General features: G+C 67.2%; 14 protein-coding genes, 3 rRNA genes and 1 pseudogene. 5 read left to right on the top strand and 13 right to left on the bottom strand.

Annotation, left to right across the window (positions count from 1 at the left end):
* Nucleotides 1-5: 5 nt before the first annotated feature.
* Complete coding sequence (locus tag ACQPZG_RS27050) at nt 6-1,286, top strand: DUF1015 family protein (protein WP_433548309.1); 1,281 nt, start codon at nt 6-8, stop codon at nt 1,284-1,286.
* A gap of 69 nt (nt 1,287-1,355) precedes the next feature.
* On the opposite strand, the gene ACQPZG_RS27045 is transcribed toward ACQPZG_RS27050, so the two are convergent.
* The 6 genes and pseudogenes from ACQPZG_RS27045 to ACQPZG_RS27020 form a co-directional block, all read right to left on the bottom strand.
* Nucleotides 1,356-2,279: a hypothetical protein gene (locus tag ACQPZG_RS27045; RefSeq protein ID WP_433549566.1), complete on the bottom strand. Its 924-nt coding sequence runs from the start codon at nt 2,277-2,279 to the stop codon at nt 1,356-1,358.
* 597 nt (nt 2,280-2,876) lie between these two features.
* Nucleotides 2,877-3,968 (bottom strand): annotated as a pseudogene (locus ACQPZG_RS27040) (hypothetical protein); the annotation flags it as partial.
* A 133-nt stretch (nt 3,969-4,101) separates the two neighbouring features.
* Nucleotides 4,102-4,218, bottom strand: a 5S ribosomal RNA gene (rrf, locus tag ACQPZG_RS27035).
* A gap of 107 nt (nt 4,219-4,325) precedes the next feature.
* A 23S ribosomal RNA gene (locus ACQPZG_RS27030) occupies nt 4,326-7,449 on the bottom strand.
* A 294-nt stretch (nt 7,450-7,743) separates the two neighbouring features.
* Nucleotides 7,744-9,271, bottom strand: a 16S ribosomal RNA gene (locus tag ACQPZG_RS27025).
* Together the 16S, 23S and 5S rRNA genes form the textbook arrangement of a ribosomal RNA operon.
* A gap of 583 nt (nt 9,272-9,854) precedes the next feature.
* Complete coding sequence (locus ACQPZG_RS27020; RefSeq protein ID WP_433549565.1) at nt 9,855-10,496, bottom strand: DNA-3-methyladenine glycosylase; 642 nt, start codon at nt 10,494-10,496, stop codon at nt 9,855-9,857.
* Between the two features lie 146 nt (nt 10,497-10,642).
* Between ACQPZG_RS27020 and ACQPZG_RS27015 the strand changes: the two genes are divergently transcribed.
* The 3 genes from ACQPZG_RS27015 to ACQPZG_RS27005 all read left to right on the top strand — a co-directional run bounded on the left by ACQPZG_RS27015 (nt 10,643) and on the right by ACQPZG_RS27005 (nt 12,758).
* Nucleotides 10,643-11,425 carry a sporulation protein gene (locus ACQPZG_RS27015; protein WP_433548308.1) on the top strand — a complete coding sequence of 261 codons (783 nt, stop codon included), beginning with the start codon at nt 10,643-10,645 and terminating at the stop codon, nt 11,423-11,425.
* A gap of 42 nt (nt 11,426-11,467) precedes the next feature.
* On the top strand, nt 11,468-12,037 hold the full coding sequence (locus tag ACQPZG_RS27010) for a YbhB/YbcL family Raf kinase inhibitor-like protein (RefSeq protein ID WP_433548307.1): 570 nt from the start codon (nt 11,468-11,470) through the stop codon (nt 12,035-12,037).
* Nucleotides 12,038-12,251: 214 nt separating this feature from the next.
* On the top strand, nt 12,252-12,758 hold the full coding sequence (locus ACQPZG_RS27005; RefSeq protein ID WP_185035637.1) for an HNH endonuclease: 507 nt from the start codon (nt 12,252-12,254) through the stop codon (nt 12,756-12,758).
* 124 nt (nt 12,759-12,882) lie between these two features.
* Here ACQPZG_RS27005 and ACQPZG_RS27000 read toward each other — a convergent pair whose 3' ends face one another.
* The 4 genes from ACQPZG_RS27000 to ACQPZG_RS26985 form a co-directional block, all read right to left on the bottom strand.
* Nucleotides 12,883-13,659, bottom strand: a complete 777-nt coding sequence (locus tag ACQPZG_RS27000) for a sulfite exporter TauE/SafE family protein (protein WP_433549564.1) — start codon at nt 13,657-13,659, stop codon at nt 12,883-12,885.
* A gap of 83 nt (nt 13,660-13,742) precedes the next feature.
* Complete coding sequence (locus tag ACQPZG_RS26995; RefSeq protein ID WP_433548306.1) at nt 13,743-14,705, bottom strand: SPFH domain-containing protein; 963 nt, start codon at nt 14,703-14,705, stop codon at nt 13,743-13,745.
* A gap of 162 nt (nt 14,706-14,867) precedes the next feature.
* A complete protein-coding gene (locus ACQPZG_RS26990; protein ID WP_433548305.1) occupies nt 14,868-15,308 on the bottom strand; it encodes an NfeD family protein in 441 nt (146 codons plus the stop codon).
* A 77-nt stretch (nt 15,309-15,385) separates the two neighbouring features.
* Nucleotides 15,386-16,177 carry an ABC transporter ATP-binding protein gene (locus ACQPZG_RS26985; protein WP_185035640.1) on the bottom strand — a complete coding sequence of 264 codons (792 nt, stop codon included), beginning with the start codon at nt 16,175-16,177 and terminating at the stop codon, nt 15,386-15,388.
* A gap of 191 nt (nt 16,178-16,368) precedes the next feature.
* Between ACQPZG_RS26985 and ACQPZG_RS26980 the strand changes: the two genes are divergently transcribed.
* Nucleotides 16,369-17,142 (top strand): hypothetical protein, encoded by a 774-nt coding sequence (locus tag ACQPZG_RS26980; protein WP_433548304.1) that lies wholly within the window; start codon nt 16,369-16,371, stop codon nt 17,140-17,142.
* A 452-nt stretch (nt 17,143-17,594) separates the two neighbouring features.
* Here ACQPZG_RS26980 and ACQPZG_RS26975 read toward each other — a convergent pair whose 3' ends face one another.
* The 3 genes from ACQPZG_RS26975 to ACQPZG_RS26965 form a co-directional block, all read right to left on the bottom strand.
* Nucleotides 17,595-17,840: a chaplin gene (locus ACQPZG_RS26975; protein WP_433548303.1), complete on the bottom strand. Its 246-nt coding sequence runs from the start codon at nt 17,838-17,840 to the stop codon at nt 17,595-17,597.
* 161 nt (nt 17,841-18,001) lie between these two features.
* Nucleotides 18,002-18,670: a response regulator gene (locus ACQPZG_RS26970; RefSeq protein WP_433548302.1), complete on the bottom strand. Its 669-nt coding sequence runs from the start codon at nt 18,668-18,670 to the stop codon at nt 18,002-18,004.
* Complete coding sequence (locus tag ACQPZG_RS26965; RefSeq protein WP_433549563.1) at nt 18,663-19,754, bottom strand: GAF domain-containing sensor histidine kinase; 1,092 nt, start codon at nt 19,752-19,754, stop codon at nt 18,663-18,665. Before ACQPZG_RS26965 ends, ACQPZG_RS26970 begins: the two co-directional genes overlap by 8 nt.
* Between the last annotated feature and the right edge of the window lie 132 nt (nt 19,755-19,886).

The following is a 19,886-nucleotide window of genomic DNA, read 5'->3' as shown; positions in this document are numbered from 1 at the left end:
CACCAATGAGCACACCTGGGCCGCCCGAGGACCACGGCCTGCGACTGGTCCCCCTGCGCGGGCTTCGCTATGTCCCGGAGGAGGTCGGCAGCCTGGCCGCCGTGACCTCTCCGCCGTACGACGTGGTGGTCCGCCCGGACGGCCTGCTCCATCTGGAGTCCGCGGATCCGCACAACATCGTCCGGCTGATCCTCCCGCAGGCCGACACCGCGTCCGCCCGCCACGAGCAGGCCGCCGACACGCTCAGGACCTGGCTCGACGAGGGCGTTCTCGCCCCCGACGCCGAACCGGCCCTGTACGTGTACGAGCAGGCCCGCGGAGACCTCCTCCAGCGCGGCGTCATCGGCTCGCTCGCACTGTCCCACCGCGAGCAGGGCGTCGTCCTGCCGCACGAGGACGTCATGCCGCACGTCGTCGAGGACCGCGCCGCTCTGATGCGCGCCACGGCGGCCAACCTGGAGCCGCTCCTCCTCACCTACCGCAGCGACGGGCCGACCGGCACCACCGACGCGATCGACGCCGCCCTCTCCCGCCCCCCGCTGCTGTCCACCACCACCGAGGACGGCTTCCACCACCGGCTGTGGTCCCTCACCGACCCGGCCGAGATCGCCACCGTCACCACGGACCTCTCCCACCGCCAGGCCCTCATCGCCGACGGTCACCACCGCTGGGCGACGTACCTCCGCCTCCAGGAGGAACACGGCACCGTCTCCTCCCCCTGGGACTTCGGCCTCGTCCTTCTCGTCGACACCGCCCGCTATCCGCTCCAGGTCCGCGCGATCCATCGTCTGCTGCACCGCCTGCCGGTTTCCGGGGCCCTCGCGGCGGTCGGCGACTCCTTCCGCGTACGGCACCTGGACAAGACCCTCCCCGAGGCCCTGGACGCCCTGGCCGCAGCCGCCGCTTCCGGCAACGCGTTCCTGCTGGCCGGCGACGGCTCGTACCATCTGCTGGACCGCCCCGACCCCGGCCTACTCTCCCGCACGGTCCGCCGGGACCGCCCGGATGCCTGGCGGACCCTGGACGCGACCGTCCTGCACGAGACGCTCCTCGCCCACGTCTGGCACATCCCGGACGCCCCCGAGGACATCGCGTACATCCACGACACGGAGGCCGCCGTGGAGCAGGCCGAACGGCACGACGCCACCGCGGTCCTCATGCACCCCGTCCGCGAGGAAGTCGTACGGGACCTGGCCCGGCAGGGCGTCACGATGCCCCGCAAGTCCACGTCCTTCGGCCCCAAGCCGGCCACCGGCCTGGTCCTGCGCAGCCTCGACGTCAACTGAGACCGGTCACCGAAACGCAGAAAGGGCGGCGTCCCGGGGATTTCCCCGGGACGCCGCCCTTTCTCCCACTCAGCCCTTGTCGGGCTCGGCCTCGGCCTCGGCGCGGTCCACCGCGGCTGCCGCCCCCTCACCGCCCGGGGACTCCGGCGCGTCGGACTTCACAGCGTCAGACTTCGGAACGCCGGACTCCGCTGCGCCGAACTCCGGAACGTCGGACTCCGGTGCGTCGGACTCCTGGGCGGCGCGCTCCTCACTCGCAGTCCCCTCGGCCGCGACCGCGGTCTCGTCGGCCGCCACCGCCTCGGGGTCCTCCAGGCTCCCAGGCGCCTCGACGGATTCCGTCGAACCCTCCTCGTCCCCGTCCAGAGCGTCGACGAACTCGACCCCGTCCAGCTCCGCGAGCCGCTCGGAAGCGTCCGTGCTGCCGTCCCGGTCCGCCTCCACCGCCTTGGCGAACCACTCGCGCGCCTCGTCCTCACGCCCCGCTGTCAGCAGTGCGTCGGCGTACGCGTACCGCAGCCGAGCAGTCCACGGCTGTACGGAAGAGGAGCCGAGCTCCGGTCCCTGAAGCGTGACGATGGCGGCGTCGATCTGCCCCATGTCGCGCCGCGCACCGGCGGCGACGAGCCGCATCTCGACCTGACCGGCCTTGTCCAGTTTCTGCACCTCGGGCTCACCGGCCATCGCCATCGCCCGCTCGGGGCGGCCCAGTCCGCGCTCGCAGTCCGCCATGACGGGCCACAGCTCCACGCTGCCCGTCATACGGCGCGTCGCCCGGAACTCGGCCAGTGCCTCGGTGTACCGCTGGGTCGCATACGCGGCGAATCCGGCGGCCTCCCGCACGGCGGCGACCCGCGAGGCGAGCCGCAGCGCGATGCGCGAGTACGCGTACGCCTCCTCCGGCTCGTCGTCGATCAGCTTGGCCACCATCACCAGGTTCCTGGCGACGTCTTCGGCCAGCGTCTTCGGCAGGCTCATCAGCTCCTGGCGCACGTCCGGGTCGATCTCCCGGCCGGTCACGTCGTCCGGGATCGGCAGCCGCTTGACGGGCTCCCGGTCACGGTCGTCCCGCCCACGGAACCCACCCCGGTCGCCGTTCCGCTCGCCACCACGCTCGTCGCGCGAGCCACGGTATCCACCGCGGTCCCCGCCCCGGTCGTCCCGTCCGCGGAAGCCGCCGCCGGAACGGTCGTCCCGACGCGGTCCACGGTCGTCGTCCCGACGCGGAGCCCGGTCGTCACGGCCACGGAAGCCACCGCGGTCGCCGCCGCCGGCGCGGTCGTCGCGCCGGAAGCCGCCGCGCTCGCCGCCACGGTTGTCGTCACGCCGCTCGAACCCGCCACCGGAACGGTCGTCCCGGCGCTCGAACCCGCCACCGGCCGGACGCCCACCACGGTCGTCCCGACGGAACCCACCACGGTCGTCTCCGCTCGGACGCTCGTCCCGGCGGAACCCACCGCGGTTCCCCGCGCTCGCCCGGTCGTCCCGGCGGAACCCACCGCGATCGCCGCCGCTGGGCCGGTCGTCGCGACGGAAGCCACCGCGGTCGCCGCCGGTGGGCCGGTCGTCGCGTCGGAAGCCGCCGCGCTCGCCGCCACGGTTGTCGTCGCGCCGCTCGAAGCCGCCACCGGCCGGACGCCCGCCACGGTCGTCCCGCCCGCGGAACCCACCGCGATCGCCACCGCGGTCACCGCCGCTGGGCCGGTCGTCCCGCCGAAACCCACCGCGGTCACCACCGGAACGGTCGTCACGGCGCTCGAACCCGCCGCCGGAACGGTCGTCCCGCCGCTCGGAGCCACCACCGGCCGGACGCCCACCACGGTCATCCCGCCGGAACCCCCCGCGCTCACCGCCACGGTCATCACGACGTTCGAACCCACCGCCGGAGCGATCGTCCCTACGGAAACCGCCCCGGTCCCCGCTCGGCCGGTCGTCCCGACGCGGCCCACGGTCGTCGTCCCGACGCGGAGCCCGGTCGTCACGGCCACGGAAGCCGCCACGGTCGCCACCGCCGGAACGGTCGTCACGGCGCTCGAAGCCACCACCGGCGGGACGGCCCCCACGGTTGTCGTCACGGCGCTCGAAGCCACCACCGGCCGGACGCCCACCACGGTCGTCACGCCCACGGAACCCACCGCGATCGCCACCACGGTCACCACCGCTGGGCCGGTCGTCGCGTCGGAAGCCGCCGCGCTCGCCGCCACGGTTGTCATCGCGCCGCTCGAAGCCACCACCGGCCGGACGCCCACCACGGTCGTCACGCCCACGGAACCCACCGCGATCGCCACCGCGGTCACCACCGCTGGGCCGGTCGTCCCGCCGGAACCCACCGCGGTCACCACCGGAACGGTCGTCACGGCGCTCGAACCCGCCGCCGGCCGGACGCCCACCACGGTCATCGCGACGGAACCCGCCACGGTCGCCGTTGGCAGGACGTCCGCCGCGGTCGTCGCGACGGTCCCCTCCGGGACGGTCGTCACGACGGAACCCACCGCGGTCTCCACCACGATCACCACCGCTGGGCCGGTCGTCGCGACGGAAGCCGCCGCGCTCGCCACCCCGGTTGTCATCACGACGGGGGCCGCGGTCGTTGTCACGACCACCGCGGTATCCGCCCCGGTCACCACTGTCACGGTGACGCGGCTCGCGCTCCGGACGATCGTCGGGAGAGTTGGTGGACATGGGTGACTCCTAGTCTTCGGGCAACGCAGTCATTCTCGCGCAGTCGGGCATCCGACGCGCTTCGGGCAGAAAAAACAAAAAGGACCCTTGGTCCCAGCATGAACGCTGGGACCAAGGGTCCTTTTGAAAGATTGTTCGGCGGCGTCCTACTCTCCCACAGGGTCCCCCCTGCAGTACCATCGGCGCGGAAAGGCTTAGCTTCCGGGTTCGGAATGTAACCGGGCGTTTCCCTAACGCTATGACCACCGAAACCCTATCGGTTTCGAGCGAACAAGCACACTCTTCAATTAAGTGGGTTCTGCTCTTTACCAGCAACTGTTCGTTGCTTCAGAACTAACACAGTGGACGCGAGCAACTGAGGACAAGCCCTCGGCCTATTAGTACCAGTCAGCTCCACCCGTTACCGGGCTTCCACATCTGGCCTATCAACCCAGTCGTCTACTGGGAGCCTTAACCCCTCAAAGGGGGTGGGAATACTCATCTCGAAGCAGGCTTCCCGCTTAGATGCTTTCAGCGGTTATCCTTTCCGAACGTAGCCAACCAGCCATGCCCTTGGCAGGACAACTGGCACACCAGAGGTTCGTCCGTCCCGGTCCTCTCGTACTAGGGACAGCCCTTCTCAATATTCCTACGCGCACAGAGGATAGGGACCGAACTGTCTCACGACGTTCTAAACCCAGCTCGCGTACCGCTTTAATGGGCGAACAGCCCAACCCTTGGGACCGACTCCAGCCCCAGGATGCGACGAGCCGACATCGAGGTGCCAAACCATCCCGTCGATATGGACTCTTGGGGAAGATCAGCCTGTTATCCCCGGGGTACCTTTTATCCGTTGAGCGACAGCGCTTCCACAAGCCACTGCCGGATCACTAGTCCCGACTTTCGTCCCTGCTCGACCCGTCGGTCTCACAGTCAAGCTCCCTTGTGCACTTACACTCAACACCTGATTGCCAACCAGGCTGAGGGAACCTTTGGGCGCCTCCGTTACTCTTTAGGAGGCAACCGCCCCAGTTAAACTACCCATCAGACACTGTCCCTGATCCGGATCACGGACCGAGGTTAGACATCCAGCACGACCAGAGTGGTATTTCAACGGCGACTCCACCATGACTGGCGTCACAGCTTCACAGTCTCCCACCTATCCTACACAAGCCGAACCGAACACCAATATCAAACTGTAGTAAAGGTCCCGGGGTCTTTCCGTCCTTCTGCGCGAAACGAGCATCTTTACTCGTAGTGCAATTTCACCGGGCCTATGGTTGAGACAGTCGAGAAGTCGTTACGCCATTCGTGCAGGTCGGAACTTACCCGACAAGGAATTTCGCTACCTTAGGATGGTTATAGTTACCACCGCCGTTTACTGGCGCTTAAGTTCTCAGCTTCGCACACCCGAAAGTGCACTAACCGGTCCCCTTAACGTTCCAGCACCGGGCAGGCGTCAGTCCGTATACATCGCCTTACGGCTTCGCACGGACCTGTGTTTTTAGTAAACAGTCGCTTCTCGCTGGTCTCTGCGGCCACCCCCAGCTCACCGTGTAAAACGGATCACCAGTGATGGCCCCCCTTCTCCCGAAGTTACGGGGGCATTTTGCCGAGTTCCTTAACCATAGTTCACCCGAACGCCTCGGTATTCTCTACCTGACCACCTGAGTCGGTTTAGGGTACGGGCCGCCATGAAACTCGCTAGAGGCTTTTCTCGACAGCATAGGATCATCCACTTCACCACAATCGGCTCGGCATCAGGTCTCAGCCTCAATGTGTGACGGATTTGCCTATCACACGGCCTACACCCTTACCCCGGGACTACCACCGCCCGGGCTGGACTACCTTCCTGCGTCACCCCATCGCTTACCTAGTACAGATCTGGGTCGCCGGCTCCACCACTTTCCTTTCCCCGAAGGGTCCGGAACGGCTTCACGGGCATAGCATCGTCTGATTCAGTATTGGGCGTTTCAAAGCGGGTACCGGAATATCAACCGGTTGTCCATCGACTACGCCTGTCGGCCTCGCCTTAGGTCCCGACTTACCCTGGGCAGATCAGCTTGACCCAGGAACCCTTAGTCAATCGGCGCACACGTTTCTCACGTGTGTATCGCTACTCATGCCTGCATTCTCACTCGTGAACCGTCCACAACTCGCTTCCGCGGCTGCTTCACCCGGCACACGACGCTCCCCTACCCATCCATACAGGCGTTGGCCCTGTTGTATGAATGACACGACTTCGGCGGTACGCTTGAGCCCCGCTACATTGTCGGCGCGGAATCACTTGACCAGTGAGCTATTACGCACTCTTTCAAGGGTGGCTGCTTCTAAGCCAACCTCCTGGTTGTCTCTGCGACTCCACATCCTTTCCCACTTAGCGTACGCTTAGGGGCCTTAGTCGATGCTCTGGGCTGTTTCCCTCTCGACCATGGAGCTTATCCCCCACAGTCTCACTGCCGTGCTCTCACTTACCGGCATTCGGAGTTTGGCTAAGGTCAGTAACCCGGTAGGGCCCATCGCCTATCCAGTGCTCTACCTCCGGCAAGAAACACACGACGCTGCACCTAAATGCATTTCGGGGAGAACCAGCTATCACGGAGTTTGATTGGCCTTTCACCCCTAACCACAGGTCATCCCCCAGGTTTTCAACCCTGGTGGGTTCGGTCCTCCACGACCTCTTACAGCCGCTTCAACCTGCCCATGGCTAGATCACTCCGCTTCGGGTCTAGAGCGTGCAACTCAATCGCCCTGTTCGGACTCGCTTTCGCTACGGCTTCCCCACACGGGTTAACCTCGCTACACACCGCTAACTCGCAGGCTCATTCTTCAAAAGGCACGCAGTCACGACTGTATGTGCAAGCACATACAGCGACGCTCCCACGGCTTGTAGGCACACGGTTTCAGGTACTATTTCACTCCGCTCCCGCGGTACTTTTCACCATTCCCTCACGGTACTATCCGCTATCGGTCACCAGGGAATATTTAGGCTTAACGGGTGGTCCCGCCAGATTCACACGGGATTTCTCGGGCCCCGTGCTACTTGGGTGTCTCTTAAACGAGCCGTTGATGTTTCAGCTACGGGGGTCTTACCCTCTACGCCGGACCTTTCGCATGTCCTTCGCCTACACCAACGGTTTCTGACTCGTCCTGTCGCCGGCAGACGACAGAAAAGAGATCCCTCAACCCCGCATGCGCAACCCCTGCCGGGTATCACACGCATACGGTTTGGCCTCATCCGGTTTCGCTCGCCACTACTCCCGGAATCACGGTTGTTTTCTCTTCCTGCGGGTACTGAGATGTTTCACTTCCCCGCGTTCCCTCCACATACCCTATGTGTTCAGGTATGGGTGACAGCCCATGACGACTGCCGGGTTTCCCCATTCGGACACCCCCGGATCAAAGCTCGGTTGACAGCTCCCCGGGGCCTATCGTGGCCTCCCACGTCCTTCATCGGTTCCTGGTGCCAAGGCATCCACCGTGCGCCCTTAAAAACTTGGCCACAGATGCTCGCGTCCACTGTGCAGTTCTCAAACAACGACCAGCCACCCATCACCCCACCCGAAGGCAAGTGCACTGGGACCGGCACTGAAAGCAAAGACCGCAGTCCGTACCTTCAGACACCCAACAGCGTGCCCGACCCGATCCCATGCGATGCACTTTCCACGCCGAAGCAGTACTTGTGCATCCCACCGAACCGTGCCGAATAGTCAACGTTCCACCCATGAGCAACCACCGCCGGACGTTTGCCGGCGAAATGGTCTCTGGACACCAGTGGTGTCTAGATGCTCCTTAGAAAGGAGGTGATCCAGCCGCACCTTCCGGTACGGCTACCTTGTTACGACTTCGTCCCAATCGCCAGTCCCACCTTCGACAGCTCCCTCCCCACAAGGGGGTTGGGCCACCGGCTTCGGGTGTTACCGACTTTCGTGACGTGACGGGCGGTGTGTACAAGGCCCGGGAACGTATTCACCGCAGCAATGCTGATCTGCGATTACTAGCAACTCCGACTTCATGGGGTCGAGTTGCAGACCCCAATCCGAACTGAGACCGGCTTTTTGAGATTCGCTCCGCCTTGCGGCATCGCAGCTCATTGTACCGGCCATTGTAGCACGTGTGCAGCCCAAGACATAAGGGGCATGATGACTTGACGTCGTCCCCACCTTCCTCCGAGTTGACCCCGGCAGTCTCCTGTGAGTCCCCATCACCCCGAAGGGCATGCTGGCAACACAGAACAAGGGTTGCGCTCGTTGCGGGACTTAACCCAACATCTCACGACACGAGCTGACGACAGCCATGCACCACCTGTATACCGACCACAAGGGGGGCACCATCTCTGATGCTTTCCGGTATATGTCAAGCCTTGGTAAGGTTCTTCGCGTTGCGTCGAATTAAGCCACATGCTCCGCTGCTTGTGCGGGCCCCCGTCAATTCCTTTGAGTTTTAGCCTTGCGGCCGTACTCCCCAGGCGGGGAACTTAATGCGTTAGCTGCGGCACCGACGACGTGGAATGTCGCCAACACCTAGTTCCCAACGTTTACGGCGTGGACTACCAGGGTATCTAATCCTGTTCGCTCCCCACGCTTTCGCTCCTCAGCGTCAGTAATGGCCCAGAGATCCGCCTTCGCCACCGGTGTTCCTCCTGATATCTGCGCATTTCACCGCTACACCAGGAATTCCGATCTCCCCTACCACACTCTAGCCTGCCCGTATCGAATGCAGACCCGGGGTTAAGCCCCGGGCTTTCACATCCGACGTGACAAGCCGCCTACGAGCTCTTTACGCCCAATAATTCCGGACAACGCTCGCACCCTACGTATTACCGCGGCTGCTGGCACGTAGTTAGCCGGTGCTTCTTCTGCAGGTACCGTCACTTGCGCTTCTTCCCTGCTGAAAGAGGTTTACAACCCGAAGGCCGTCATCCCTCACGCGGCGTCGCTGCATCAGGCTTTCGCCCATTGTGCAATATTCCCCACTGCTGCCTCCCGTAGGAGTCTGGGCCGTGTCTCAGTCCCAGTGTGGCCGGTCGCCCTCTCAGGCCGGCTACCCGTCGTCGCCTTGGTAGGCCATTACCCCACCAACAAGCTGATAGGCCGCGGGCTCATCCTTCACCGCCGGAGCTTTCAACCCCTGCCCATGCAGGCAGGAGTGTTATCCGGTATTAGACCCCGTTTCCAGGGCTTGTCCCAGAGTGAAGGGCAGATTGCCCACGTGTTACTCACCCGTTCGCCACTAATCCACCCCGAAGGGCTTCATCGTTCGACTTGCATGTGTTAAGCACGCCGCCAGCGTTCGTCCTGAGCCAGGATCAAACTCTCCGTGAATGTTTACCCGTCATCGGGTGAACACATCGGAAGAGCGGAACAGCCACCATCGGAATAAGACGGTGTGTTCCTGCGTCCTCGCTAGTGTTGTTGCCTACCTGCCGCATGGGCCGGTAGGACTTCAAAGGAACCACCAACCACCGAAGTGGCCGGGGTATCAACATATTTGGCGTTGACTTTTGGCACGCTGTTGAGTTCTCAAGGAACGGACGCTTCCTTCGTACTCACCCCTGCGGGCTTTCCTCCGGACGTTTTCGTTCGGTGTTTCTTTTGCGTTGTTGCGTTTCCGACTCTATCAGATCGTTTCCGCGCCGTTTCCGGTTTGGATATTCTTTCCGATGGCCGTCGGAGGGCCTTGCCTTTCGGCGTGTCCACTACTTTAGCGGCTTTCCCCGGTGACTCATAATCGAGCCGATAAGACCTGAATTGCGGCATGCGGACATGACGGAATTCAGAACCCGTGAGGGAGGTCGTCGTAGTGGTTGGCCGCCTTGGGGCTGCTCGGTGAGGTCCGATGGACCCTGCCGACAGCAATGCCCGTCTCAAGCGGCTCGGGCCACATTAGGCGCGCGCCGGGGGCACGTCAAGTCCTGCGGTGGCGCGGCTTGTGCGCCCGGTACGGGCTGACCGTGGGGTCGCCGGCGATCCAGAACCGCCAGGGGTGGACCGCACCCTCGCCGCCCACGCCTGTGCGGGGGCCGCTCTGTCGCTGGTCAGCGGGGGCCGGCGTGCCGTGCAGTACGGAGAGCGGGGAGTCGGCACTCGTACAGAGGTCGACGCCGTCGAGCTCTCGGGTGATGTCCAGGCCGGTGGCCAGGCGAGCGGGGCCTTTGGCCAGTTCGTTGTCCTTACGGGCTGAAAGCCGCCGTTTGCGGACGAACTCGGCCCCCGTGACGACCTCGCCGGCCCGCAGGAGGACACCACTGGCCTTTCCCTCCGGGCCGCACACCAGGTTCACGCTGAACCACATGCCGTAGATGAAGTAGACGTACGCGTGCCCGGGCGGGCCGAACATGGAGGCGTTGCGGGCGGTCTTGCCGCGGAAGGCGTGCGAGCCGGGGTCGCGCTCGCCGTCGTACGCCTCCACCTCGGTGATGCGCAGTTCGACGGGTCCCTCGGTCGTGCGACGTACCAAGGTGCGTCCGAGGAGGTCAGGGGCCACGTCCAGGACGGGGCGGTCGAAGAAGTCCCGGGTGAGCGGCGTACGGTCTGGGGTCGTCGCGATCATGCCTGCCGAGGGTAACCGAACGCCCGCGGTGGGGGTCGGGTCACGCGGAACAGGTGCGGAACCAGGCATCCAGCCACAGGGGTTCGCGCGTGTGCGGTAGTACGTGAAGTACGTCGGGTCGGAACCGGAGACTGGGGAGAACCATGGGATTCAAGAAGTTGCTCGCGAGCCTGGGTGCGGGTGGGGCGTCCGTGGAGACGGAGCTCACCGAGATCAACGTCGTGCCGGGCGGTGTGGTGCAGGGCGAGGTGCGCATTCAGGGCGGGTCCGTGCCGCAGCAGATCGAAGGGCTGTCGGTCGGGCTCCAGGCGCGGGTGGAGGTCGAGGGCGGTGACCAGGAGGTCAAGCAGGACATCGAGTTCGCCAAGCTGAAGCTCGGCGGGGCTTTCGAGGTGCAGGCCGGTGCCGTGCACGTGGTGCCGTTCGGGCTGGACGTCCCCTGGGAGACCCCGGTCACCAACATCGCGGGGCAGCAGCTGCGCGGGATGGACATCGGGGTGACGACGGAGCTGGCGATCGCCCGAGCAGTGGACTCCGGGGACCTGGACCCGATCAGCGTGCATCCGCTGCCGGCCCAGCAGGCGCTGCTGGACGCGTTCATCGAGCTGGGGTTCCGGTTCAAGAGCGCGGACATGGAGCGCGGGCACATCCGGGGGACGCGGCAGAAGCTGCCGTTCTACCAGGAGATCGAGTTCCTGCCGCCGCAGCAGTACCGGGGGCTCAACCAGGTCGAGCTGACGTTCATCGCCGACGACCGGGAGATGGACGTGATCCTGGAGATGGACCGGAAGGGCGGGCTGTTCAGCGAGAGCAGCGACTCCTACCGGGCGTTCCAGGTCGGGCTGCACGACTTCCAGTCGACGGACTGGGCCGGGTACATCAACCAGTGGCTGGCTCAGGTCGGAGGCCGACGCAACTGGTTGTAGGGCTGGTTCCCGGTGACGGGTCGTAGCGTGGAGGGGCAAGAGATGAGCGAGCAGGAAGGTGTTGACGTGAGCGAGTCCGCCAAGGTCGAGAGGGCGCCGCTGCCCCACGACTTCCATCCGCCGGTGCCGTCGTTCGAGGTGCTGAGCGAGGACGTCGCAGAAGGCGCCGAGCTGAAGGACGGGCAGGTGTACGCGGGTGGGAACACGTCGCCGCAGCTGCGGTGGGAGGGCTTTCCGGCGGAGACCAAGAGCTTCGCGGTGACGTGCTTCGATCCTGACGCGCCCACCGGGAGCGGTTTCTGGCACTGGTCCGTCTTCGACATTCCCGCGTCCGTGACGGAGCTGCCGGCCGGTGCGGGCAGCGGAGCGTTCGAGGGGCTGCCTCCGGGGGCTCTCCAGGCGCGCAACGACTACGGGACGAAGGACTTCGGAGGGGCCGCTCCCCCGGCCGGGGAACGGCACAGGTACGTCTTCACCGTGTACGCGGTGGACGTGGAGAGCCTGGGGATCGACGCCGATACGCCGCCTGCGGCCGTCGGTTTCAACCTTCGGTTCCACACGCTGGGACGTGCGCAGCTCGTGGCCGAGTACGAGGCTCCGGCCGAGGACTGAGTCCGGCCGGTACGACGGCGCAGCCGCGCGGGGAAAGATTCACTGGGTATTTGCCCGTTCCCGGTCTTGAAAGAGATCGGGAGCGGGCAGTTTTCGTGTGGGGTGTGGTGGCTCTCCCCCGGGGCGCCGTTAATGCGTTGTCCGATCACGTGCGTCCCGCCAGAGTTGATCCAAGCCCGCCATGCGGTGGGCCGGCACACGGAGGGTGGGCGGGATGCGTGACACGCTGGTACTGAACGCGAGCTTCGAGCCACTGTCGACGGTGACACTGAACCGTGCGGTGGTGCTTGTCCTGCAGGACAAGGCCGTGGTCGAGAAGTCGCATCCCGGGCTGCGCATGCGCGCCGCTGCCGTCGATCTTCCGGTGCCGATGGTGATCCGGCTCAGCAGGTACGTACGGGTGCCGTTCCGAAGACAAGCTCCGTGGTCGAGGCGGGGCGTGTTGGTTCGGGACCAACACCGGTGCGCGTACTGCGGGAAAAGGGCGACGACCGTGGACCACGTGGTGCCGCGGTCGCGCGGTGGTGCGGACAGCTGGTTGAACACGGTGGCTTCGTGCGCCGAGGACAACCATCGCAAAGCGGACCGTACGCCGGAGAAGGCGGGGATGCCCCTGTTGTTCCAGCCCTTCGTACCCACTCCCGCCGACGCGATGCTTCTGTCGTTGCGGGGTGCCGAGTGGGACGCCTTGCCGGATTGGCTGGCGGAGGCGGCGGCTTAGGCCGTACGTCCTTGTTGGCGAGGGGCCCGTCCCGTGGTGGGGGCGGGCTTCTTCGCGTGCTGGCCCGGTGCGCGTACTGGCCCCGTTCCTACCGCAGTGCCGCCCCCGGTGGGCACAAGTCGTCTCAGGTGAGCAGGAGTTGCGTGATGGCGATGAGCCCCACGACGACGATCACCGCGCGCAGAGCCGTCGGGGGCAGGCGGCGGCCGATCCTGGCACCGAGCTGGCCGCCGAGTGCGGATCCGACGGCGATCAGGGCCACTGCCGTCCAGTCGAATTCGGCGACGAAGAGGAAGAAGACCGCGGCGACTCCGTTGACGACGGCGCCGAGGATGTTCTTGACGCCGTTGATGCGCTGGAGGGTGTCGTGGAGCAGGAGACCCATGAGGGAGAGGTAGAGCACTCCCTGCGCCGCTCCGAAGTACCCGCCGTACATGCTGGCCAGGAGCAGGCCGACCAGGAGGGCCGGGCCTCCGTCGGGGTGCGGGCCCGCGGTGCTGTCGCCGTTCTGCTCGCGGCGGCGTTTGAGGGCTGCGGAGAGCTTGGGCTGGAGGACGACCAGGATCAGGGCGAGACCGATCAGGACCGGGACGATCGTGTCGAACGCGGAGGAGGGGAGCGCGAGGAGCAGGATCGCACCGATCAGGCCGCCGACCAGGGCGGTGAGGCCGAGTCGGACGATCCGGGAGCGCTGGCCGCGCAGTTCGTGGCGGTAGCCGATGGCGCCGCTGATGGAGCCCGGGACGAGGCCGAGGGTGTTGGAGACGTTGGCGGTGACCGGTGGCAGGCCCGTGGCGAGGAGCACGGGGAAGGTGAGGAGAGTGCCGGATCCGACGATGGTGTTGATGGTGCCCGCGCCGATTCCCGCGGCGAAGACGGCGAGCATCTCCCAGATCGTCATGCGGTGCTGCCCCTCGTGGTTGCCGTGATCGGTGTCGTATGCAGCGATCATGCACGAGGGGCAGTGGGCGGGGACGGACGGGGTCAGTCGATGGGGGGCTGTTCGCGGCGTTCGCGGCCGTTGCCGGAATTGCCGCCCGAGTTGCCACCCGTGCTGCCCGAACCGCCGCCCATGGGGCCGAAGTTGCCCATGGCTCCGGAAAGGCCCTTGAGGGCGTCGCCGATTTCGCTGGGGACGATCCAGAGCTTGTTGGCGTCGCCCTCGGCGATCTTCGGGAGCATCTGGAGATACTGGTAGGCGAGGAGCTTCTGGTCGGCGTCGCCGGCGTGGATGGACTCGAAGACCGTGCGAATGGCCTGGGCTTCGCCCTCGGCGCGCAGGGCCGCCGCCTTCGCCTCGCCCTCGGCGCGCAGGATCGCGGACTGCTTGTCGCCCTCGGCGGTGAGGATGGCCGACTGGCGGGTTCCCTCGGCCTGGAGGATGGCGGCGCGCTTGTCGCGGTCGGCGCGCATCTGCTTCTCCATCGAGTCCTGGATGGAGGTCGGCGGCTCGATCGCCTTGAGTTCGACGCGGTTGACGCGGATGCCCCACTTGCCGGTGGCCTCGTCGAGGACGCCTCGCAGAGCCGCGTTGATCTCCTCGCGGGAGGTCAGCGTGCGCTCCAGGTCCATGCCGCCGATGATGTTGCGGAGCGTGGTGACGGTGAGCTGCTCGATGGCCTGGATGTAGCTGGCGACCTCGTAGGTGGCGGCGCGGGCGTCGGTCACCTGGTAATAGATGACGGTGTCGATGTTGACGACCAGGTTGTCCTGGGTGATCACCGGCTGGGGCGGGAAGGGGACGACCTGTTCACGCAGGTCGATCCGGTTGCGGATCGAGTCGATGAACGGGACGACGATGTTGAGGCCCGCGTTGAGGGTGCGGGTGTAGCGGCCGAAACGCTCCACGATCGCGGCGCTGGCCTGTGGGATGACCTGGATCGTCTTGATCAGGGCGATGAAGACCAGCACCACCAGAATGATCAGGACGATGATGATCGATGACATCGCTTCCCCGTGCCCTTCGTGTTTCTCGGTCCTGCCGTGCCGACCGAGCCTGCCGTGATGATCAAACCTGTGCTGAAGATCGAGCCTGCCAGATGACGGCGCGGCGTGGGGGGTGTTCGGGTCACCCGGCCCAGGTCGTGGGCAGGCCCGTCGGCGACCGACTCACATGACCACGGCCGTGGCCCCGTCGATCTCGACGACGTCGACCTGCTGGCCGGGTTCGAAGGAGGCGCCGGCATCGAGTGCGCGGGCCGACCAGATCTCGCCCGCGAGTTTGATACGGCCGTCTCCGCTGCCGTCGACGCGTTCCACGACAACCGCCTGACGGCCCCTCAGTGCGTCGACGCCGCTGGCCAGTTGGGGCCGTTGACTTCGGTGCCTGACGGCGATCGGCCGTACGACGACGATCAGTGCCGTCGAGACGGCCGCGAACACCAGGACCTGGGTGACGAGACCGCCGCCCAGGTACGAGGCGAGCGCCGCCGCCAGCGCGCCGACGGCCAGCATTCCCAGTTCGGGCATCGTGGTCACGACGAGGGCGACGCCGAGCACCGCCGCGCCGATCAGCCACCAGAGCCATGCGTCCATGTTCACAACGGTCATGGTAGGGGTGGTCGGTCGGCGCGGACAGGGCGCGTGGCTCTCGCGTACGGGCTCAAGTGCCGTACGTGGGCGGGCGATCAGCCGAGCGGGAGGCCCTGGGCGGTGTAACGGTCGCCGCGGTGCTCGACGACGAGCGGCAGACCGAAGCAGAGCGAGAGGTTGCGCGAGGTCAGCTCGGTCTCCACGGGTCCCGCGGCGAGGATCTTGCCCTGCCGGATCATGAGGACGTGGGTGAAGCCGGGCGGGACCTCCTCGACGTGGTGGGTGACCATGATCATCGAGGGGGCGTACGGGTCCTTCGCGAGCCGGCCGAGACGGCGGACCAGGTCCTCGCGGCCACCGAGGTCGAGACCGGCGGCGGGCTCGTCCAGGAGCAGCAGTTCGGGGTCGGTCATCATCGCGCGGGCGATCAGGGTGCGCTTGCGCTCGCCCTCGGAGAGCGTGCCGAACCTGCGGTCCAGGTACTCGGTCATGCCGAGCCGGTCGAGGAAGGCGCGGGCCCGCTGCTCGTCGACCTCGTCGTAGGACTCGTGCCAGGTGGCCGTCATGCCGTACGCGGCGGTGAGGACGGTTTCCAGGACGGTCTGGCGCTTGGGCATCTTCTCGGCCATCGCGATGCCGGCCATGCCGATGCGCGGGCGCAGGTCGAAGACATCGACCCGGCCGAGGGTCTCGCCGAGGACGGTGGCGGAGCCGGAGGAGGGGAAGAGGTAGCTGGAGGCAACGTTCAGCAAGGTGGTCTTGCCGGCGCCGTTGGGGCCGAGAATGACCCAGCGCTCGCCTTCTTTCACCGACCAGGAGACGTCGTCCACCAGAGCCCGACCGTCGCGGACCACGGATACGTCCACCAGCTCCAGTACATCGCTCATGAGCGCGTTGTCTCCCCATGCAGTATCGAAATGTCGCGTGTGCCTGTGGGCACAGCGCCCAGGGAAAACCTACGCCACCGGTCGGACGGTGTTGCCCTTGGGACCGTACTTGGGTTCCGCCCCGCGCCTGTTCCCCGGCTGTCCTCGAACTGTTCTTGGGGTCGGTGCGGGCGGGAATCTAGGCTGTCCGCATGCTCACGGAACCACGTTCAGGATTGCTGGCTGCTTGGGGAAACGCCCTGCTGGGGGGATTCGTGTCGCCGGACGACGCGGCCCTCGCGATCGTCGGGGACGACGCGGTGCACCGGGTGACCGGCCTGCCGGGAGAAACGGGACCGGTGGGGCTCACGCTGGCGCTCGGCCGGCTGCGGGTGCTCGGGGCCACCGGGTTCCGGGTCGCGCTGCCCGCGCCGGGGCACCCGCTGGGGCTGAGCGGGCCTCCCGAGTTCAACGCGCGGGCGCTGGACGCCGAGGAGGCGGTCGTCTGCGCGGGCGCGGCGCTCGGGCTCGTTCCTGAGGTCGAGGAGACGGGGCCGGCCGGGGACGTCCGGGTGGAGGTGCGGTGGGCGTGCTCGCAGGTCCGGGACGCCCCACCGGCGGACGTGCCGTCGCTCGGGGAGGCGGAGCGGGAGCTGGCGGAGGCGCTGCGGGACGCGACGGCGGTGCTCGCCCGGCTGGACGTGGCCGGATCGGGACCACAGGCGGCGGCTGCGCTCGACGCGTACCGGGCGCGGGCGGAGGCGACGGCGGACGTGCTGGCGCCCGGGTACCCACCCCGGGCGGTACGAGTGCTGGGGATGGCGCGGCGGGTGGGGCTGATGGTGTCGCTGGCGTACGAGAGCGGGCACGGAGGTGCGGTGAGCGCCTCCGAGATGGCTGCCCGGGGGGAGGCGCTGAGGCCGGTGGAGCGGGTGGCCCGGCGGGCGATGGTGGCGGCTTACGGGGCGGTGGCGGAGAGGGGGTAGGGCGGGGACGTCTCCGGACGGGCGGCGCTCGCGGGTGTGGAGGCCGGAGCTGGTTGCCTGCCGGACGGCGGGGGGCCGGCGGGCGCTCGGGGGCGCGGCGCGCGGTGCGTACCTCGGCCGGGGACGCGGCGCACGGTGCGTACCTCGCCGGGCTGGGAGTCGTCGGGCCGGAACGTCACGGGACGGGGCATGTCCCGGAGGTGGCGTGGTACCGGGGGACGGGGCCCGCGGGGGCCGTGCCTCCGTTCGGATCGATGGGCGGACCGAGGGCGACGGCGAGGAGGGCGCGGGGCGGGAAGCGGGGACAGCGGCGGGCGCGGGGCGGGGCGTCGGTGGGAAGCGGGGTGCGGGTGTCGGTGGGGAAATGCGCTGCGAGTGGAGAAGCTGAACGGCCCCCGGGAGGTCCCGGGGGCCGTTCGTCCGTATGTGACGGTGCTCGACGCAGAGGTCGGTCAGTGGTTGAGGCCGTCGTTCCCGAAGACCGGGTTGAGGGCGCCGATGACGGAGACGGTGTTGCCCACCGCGTTCACCGGGATGTGCACGGGGGCCTGGACCAGGTTGCCGGAACCGACACCCGGGGACTGGACGGCCTTGCCGTTGGCGTCCGCACCGGAGGTGGCGGAGGCGGCACCGGCACCGGCCGCGACGAGCCCGCCCGCGACCAGGGTGATGGCGGCAGCCTTCTTCAGGTTCTTCACTACAGGTTCCTCCTCGCGATGACTGCGGCCAGCCGCCGCAGCACGCCATGAAGAACGGACCGGGCCGCGCTCGGGATACGCCATGTGGGGGACTTACACCCGACAGTATGAATCTCAGACCGGAGGACGAAGGTCCGCTTGAGGTCGGCCAGGGGCGTCGATCAGTCCGTCAGACCATGTCGGACGGCATAGAGGGCTGCCTGAGTACGGTCCGCGAGGTCGAGTTTCATCAGGATGTTCGACACGTGCGTCTTGACGGTCTTCTCCGAGAGGACGAGGGCGCGGGCGATCTCCCGGTTGGAGCGGCCGTCCGCGATCAGCGCGAGGACTTCACGCTCGCGGTCGGTCAGGGAGGTGCCGCGGCCCTGCCCGTTGTGCGGGTCGTCCTGGGCGAGCAGCGCGCCGGCGACCTCGGGCTGGAGGAGCACGTGTCCGGCGTGGACGGAACGGATGGCTCCGGCGAGCGCGTCCGGGTCGACGTCCTTGTAGACGTACCCGGAGGCCCCTGCCCGCAGGGCGGGCACCACGGTGCGTTGCTCCGTGAAGCTGGTGACGATCAGCACCCGGGCGGGATTGTCGAGTTCGCGGAGCTTGCGGAGCGCCTCGATGCCGTCGGTGCCGGGCATCTTGATGTCCATCAGGACGACGTCCGGGCGCAGGGATTCCGCCTGGGCCACTCCCTCCGCCCCGTCGGCCGCCTCGCCGACGACCTCTATGTCCTCCTGGATTTCGAGGAAGGTGCGCAGTCCGCGGCGTACGACCTGGTGGTCGTCGACCAGCAGGACGCGGATCCTGGTCCGTGCGGCACGGTTGGGGCCGGTCTCAGGCACCGGGGACCTCCATTGTGATCGTGGTGCCCTTGCCGGGCGCCGATTCCACCGTCAGGGAGCCGCCGACGCCGCTCGCCCTGTCCCGCATGGACACCAGGCCGAGGTGACGGCCCGCGCGGCGCACTCCCCCGGGTTCGAAGCCGCAGCCGTCGTCGGTGACGCCGAGGCGGACGTGGTCGCCCCGCCGTTCGAGTACGACGTCGACGCGGGTGGCGCCGGAGTGACGCAGGGCGTTGTGCAGGGCTTCCTGGGCGACGCGGAGCAGGGCCTCCTCCTGCGCGGCGGGGAGGGCCCGTACGCCGCAGCTGTCGAAGACGACGTGGGCGCTGTGGGCGCGGTCCATGACCTGGATCTGGGTACGCAGGGTGGCCACGAGGCCGTCCTCGTCGAGCGCGGCGGGGCGCAGTTCGACAACGGCGGCACGGAGTTCGTCGGCGGCCTCGGCGGCGAGGTCGGCGACCTGGTGGAGCTCTTCCTTGGCGCGGGCCGGGTCGCGGTCGACGAGAGCGGTGGCGGCCTGGGCGGTGAGGCGCAGCGAGAAGAGTTTCTGACTGACGGCGTCGTGCAGTTCGTGGGCCAGCCGGGAGCGCTCCTCCGCGATGGTGAGTTCGCGGCTGCGCTCGTACAGGCGGGCGTTGGTGAGGGCGATGGCGGCGTGCTGGGCCAGGATCGTGAGCAGTTCCTCGTCGGCCGCCGTGAAGCCGCAGCCGCCCTCGGGCTTGGGGCAGCGCTTGTTCGCGAGGAAGAGGGCGCCGATGACCTCGTCGCCGTCCCGGATGGGGAGGCCCAGGAAGTCCGACATGTCGGGGTGGGCGTCGGGCCAGCCCTCGAAGCGGGGGTCCTGGCGCACGTCGGCGAGGCGCTCGGTGGCGTCGCCGTGCAGCATCGCGGCGAGGATGCCGTGCTGGCGGGGCAGCGGACCGATGGCTTTCCACTGTTCCTCGCTCACACCGTCGACGACGAACTGGGCGAAGCCGCCGTGGTCGTCGGGGACGCCGAGAGCGGCGTACTCGGCGTCGAGGAGCTCCCGCGCGGAGGCGACGATCGTCTTGAGCACGTCCCGGACTTCGAGGTGGCGGCTCATGGCGAGGAGGGCGGTGCTCACGGCGGCGAGGCCGGACGGACCGGCGGGGACGGACGGGGCGGGGGCGGTCGGGCCGGGGGCGGTCGGACCGGGAGCCAGGTGTTCCGCCGGGACGGAGGGGGCCGGTGAGGG

This window comes from Streptomyces sp. CA-294286, assembly GCF_050947155.1.
Taxonomy (GTDB): domain Bacteria; phylum Actinomycetota; class Actinomycetes; order Streptomycetales; family Streptomycetaceae; genus Streptomyces.
This window is presented reverse-complemented; position numbering and strand designations above follow the sequence as displayed.

What these genes read in the sequence shown, in the direction of transcription:
- ACQPZG_RS26995 (WP_433548306.1), bottom strand. Translation starts at nt 14,705, where the DNA reads ATGTCATCGATCATCATCGTCCTGATCATTCTGGTGGTGCTGGTCTTC.
- ACQPZG_RS27005 (WP_185035637.1), top strand. Translation starts at nt 12,252, where the DNA reads ATGCGTGACACGCTGGTACTGAACGCGAGCTTCGAGCCACTGTCGACG.
- ACQPZG_RS26980 (WP_433548304.1), top strand. Translation starts at nt 16,369, where the DNA reads ATGCTCACGGAACCACGTTCAGGATTGCTGGCTGCTTGGGGAAACGCC.
- ACQPZG_RS26985 (WP_185035640.1), bottom strand. Translation starts at nt 16,177, where the DNA reads ATGAGCGATGTACTGGAGCTGGTGGACGTATCCGTGGTCCGCGACGGT.
- ACQPZG_RS27000 (WP_433549564.1), bottom strand. Translation starts at nt 13,659, where the DNA reads ATGACGATCTGGGAGATGCTCGCCGTCTTCGCCGCGGGAATCGGCGCG.
- ACQPZG_RS27010 (WP_433548307.1), top strand. Translation starts at nt 11,468, where the DNA reads ATGAGCGAGCAGGAAGGTGTTGACGTGAGCGAGTCCGCCAAGGTCGAG.
- ACQPZG_RS27015 (WP_433548308.1), top strand. Translation starts at nt 10,643, where the DNA reads ATGGGATTCAAGAAGTTGCTCGCGAGCCTGGGTGCGGGTGGGGCGTCC.
- ACQPZG_RS26990 (WP_433548305.1), bottom strand. Translation starts at nt 15,308, where the DNA reads ATGACCGTTGTGAACATGGACGCATGGCTCTGGTGGCTGATCGGCGCG.
- ACQPZG_RS27050 (WP_433548309.1), top strand. Translation starts at nt 6, where the DNA reads ATGAGCACACCTGGGCCGCCCGAGGACCACGGCCTGCGACTGGTCCCC.
- ACQPZG_RS26965 (WP_433549563.1), bottom strand. Translation starts at nt 19,754, where the DNA reads ATGAGCCGCCACCTCGAAGTCCGGGACGTGCTCAAGACGATCGTCGCC.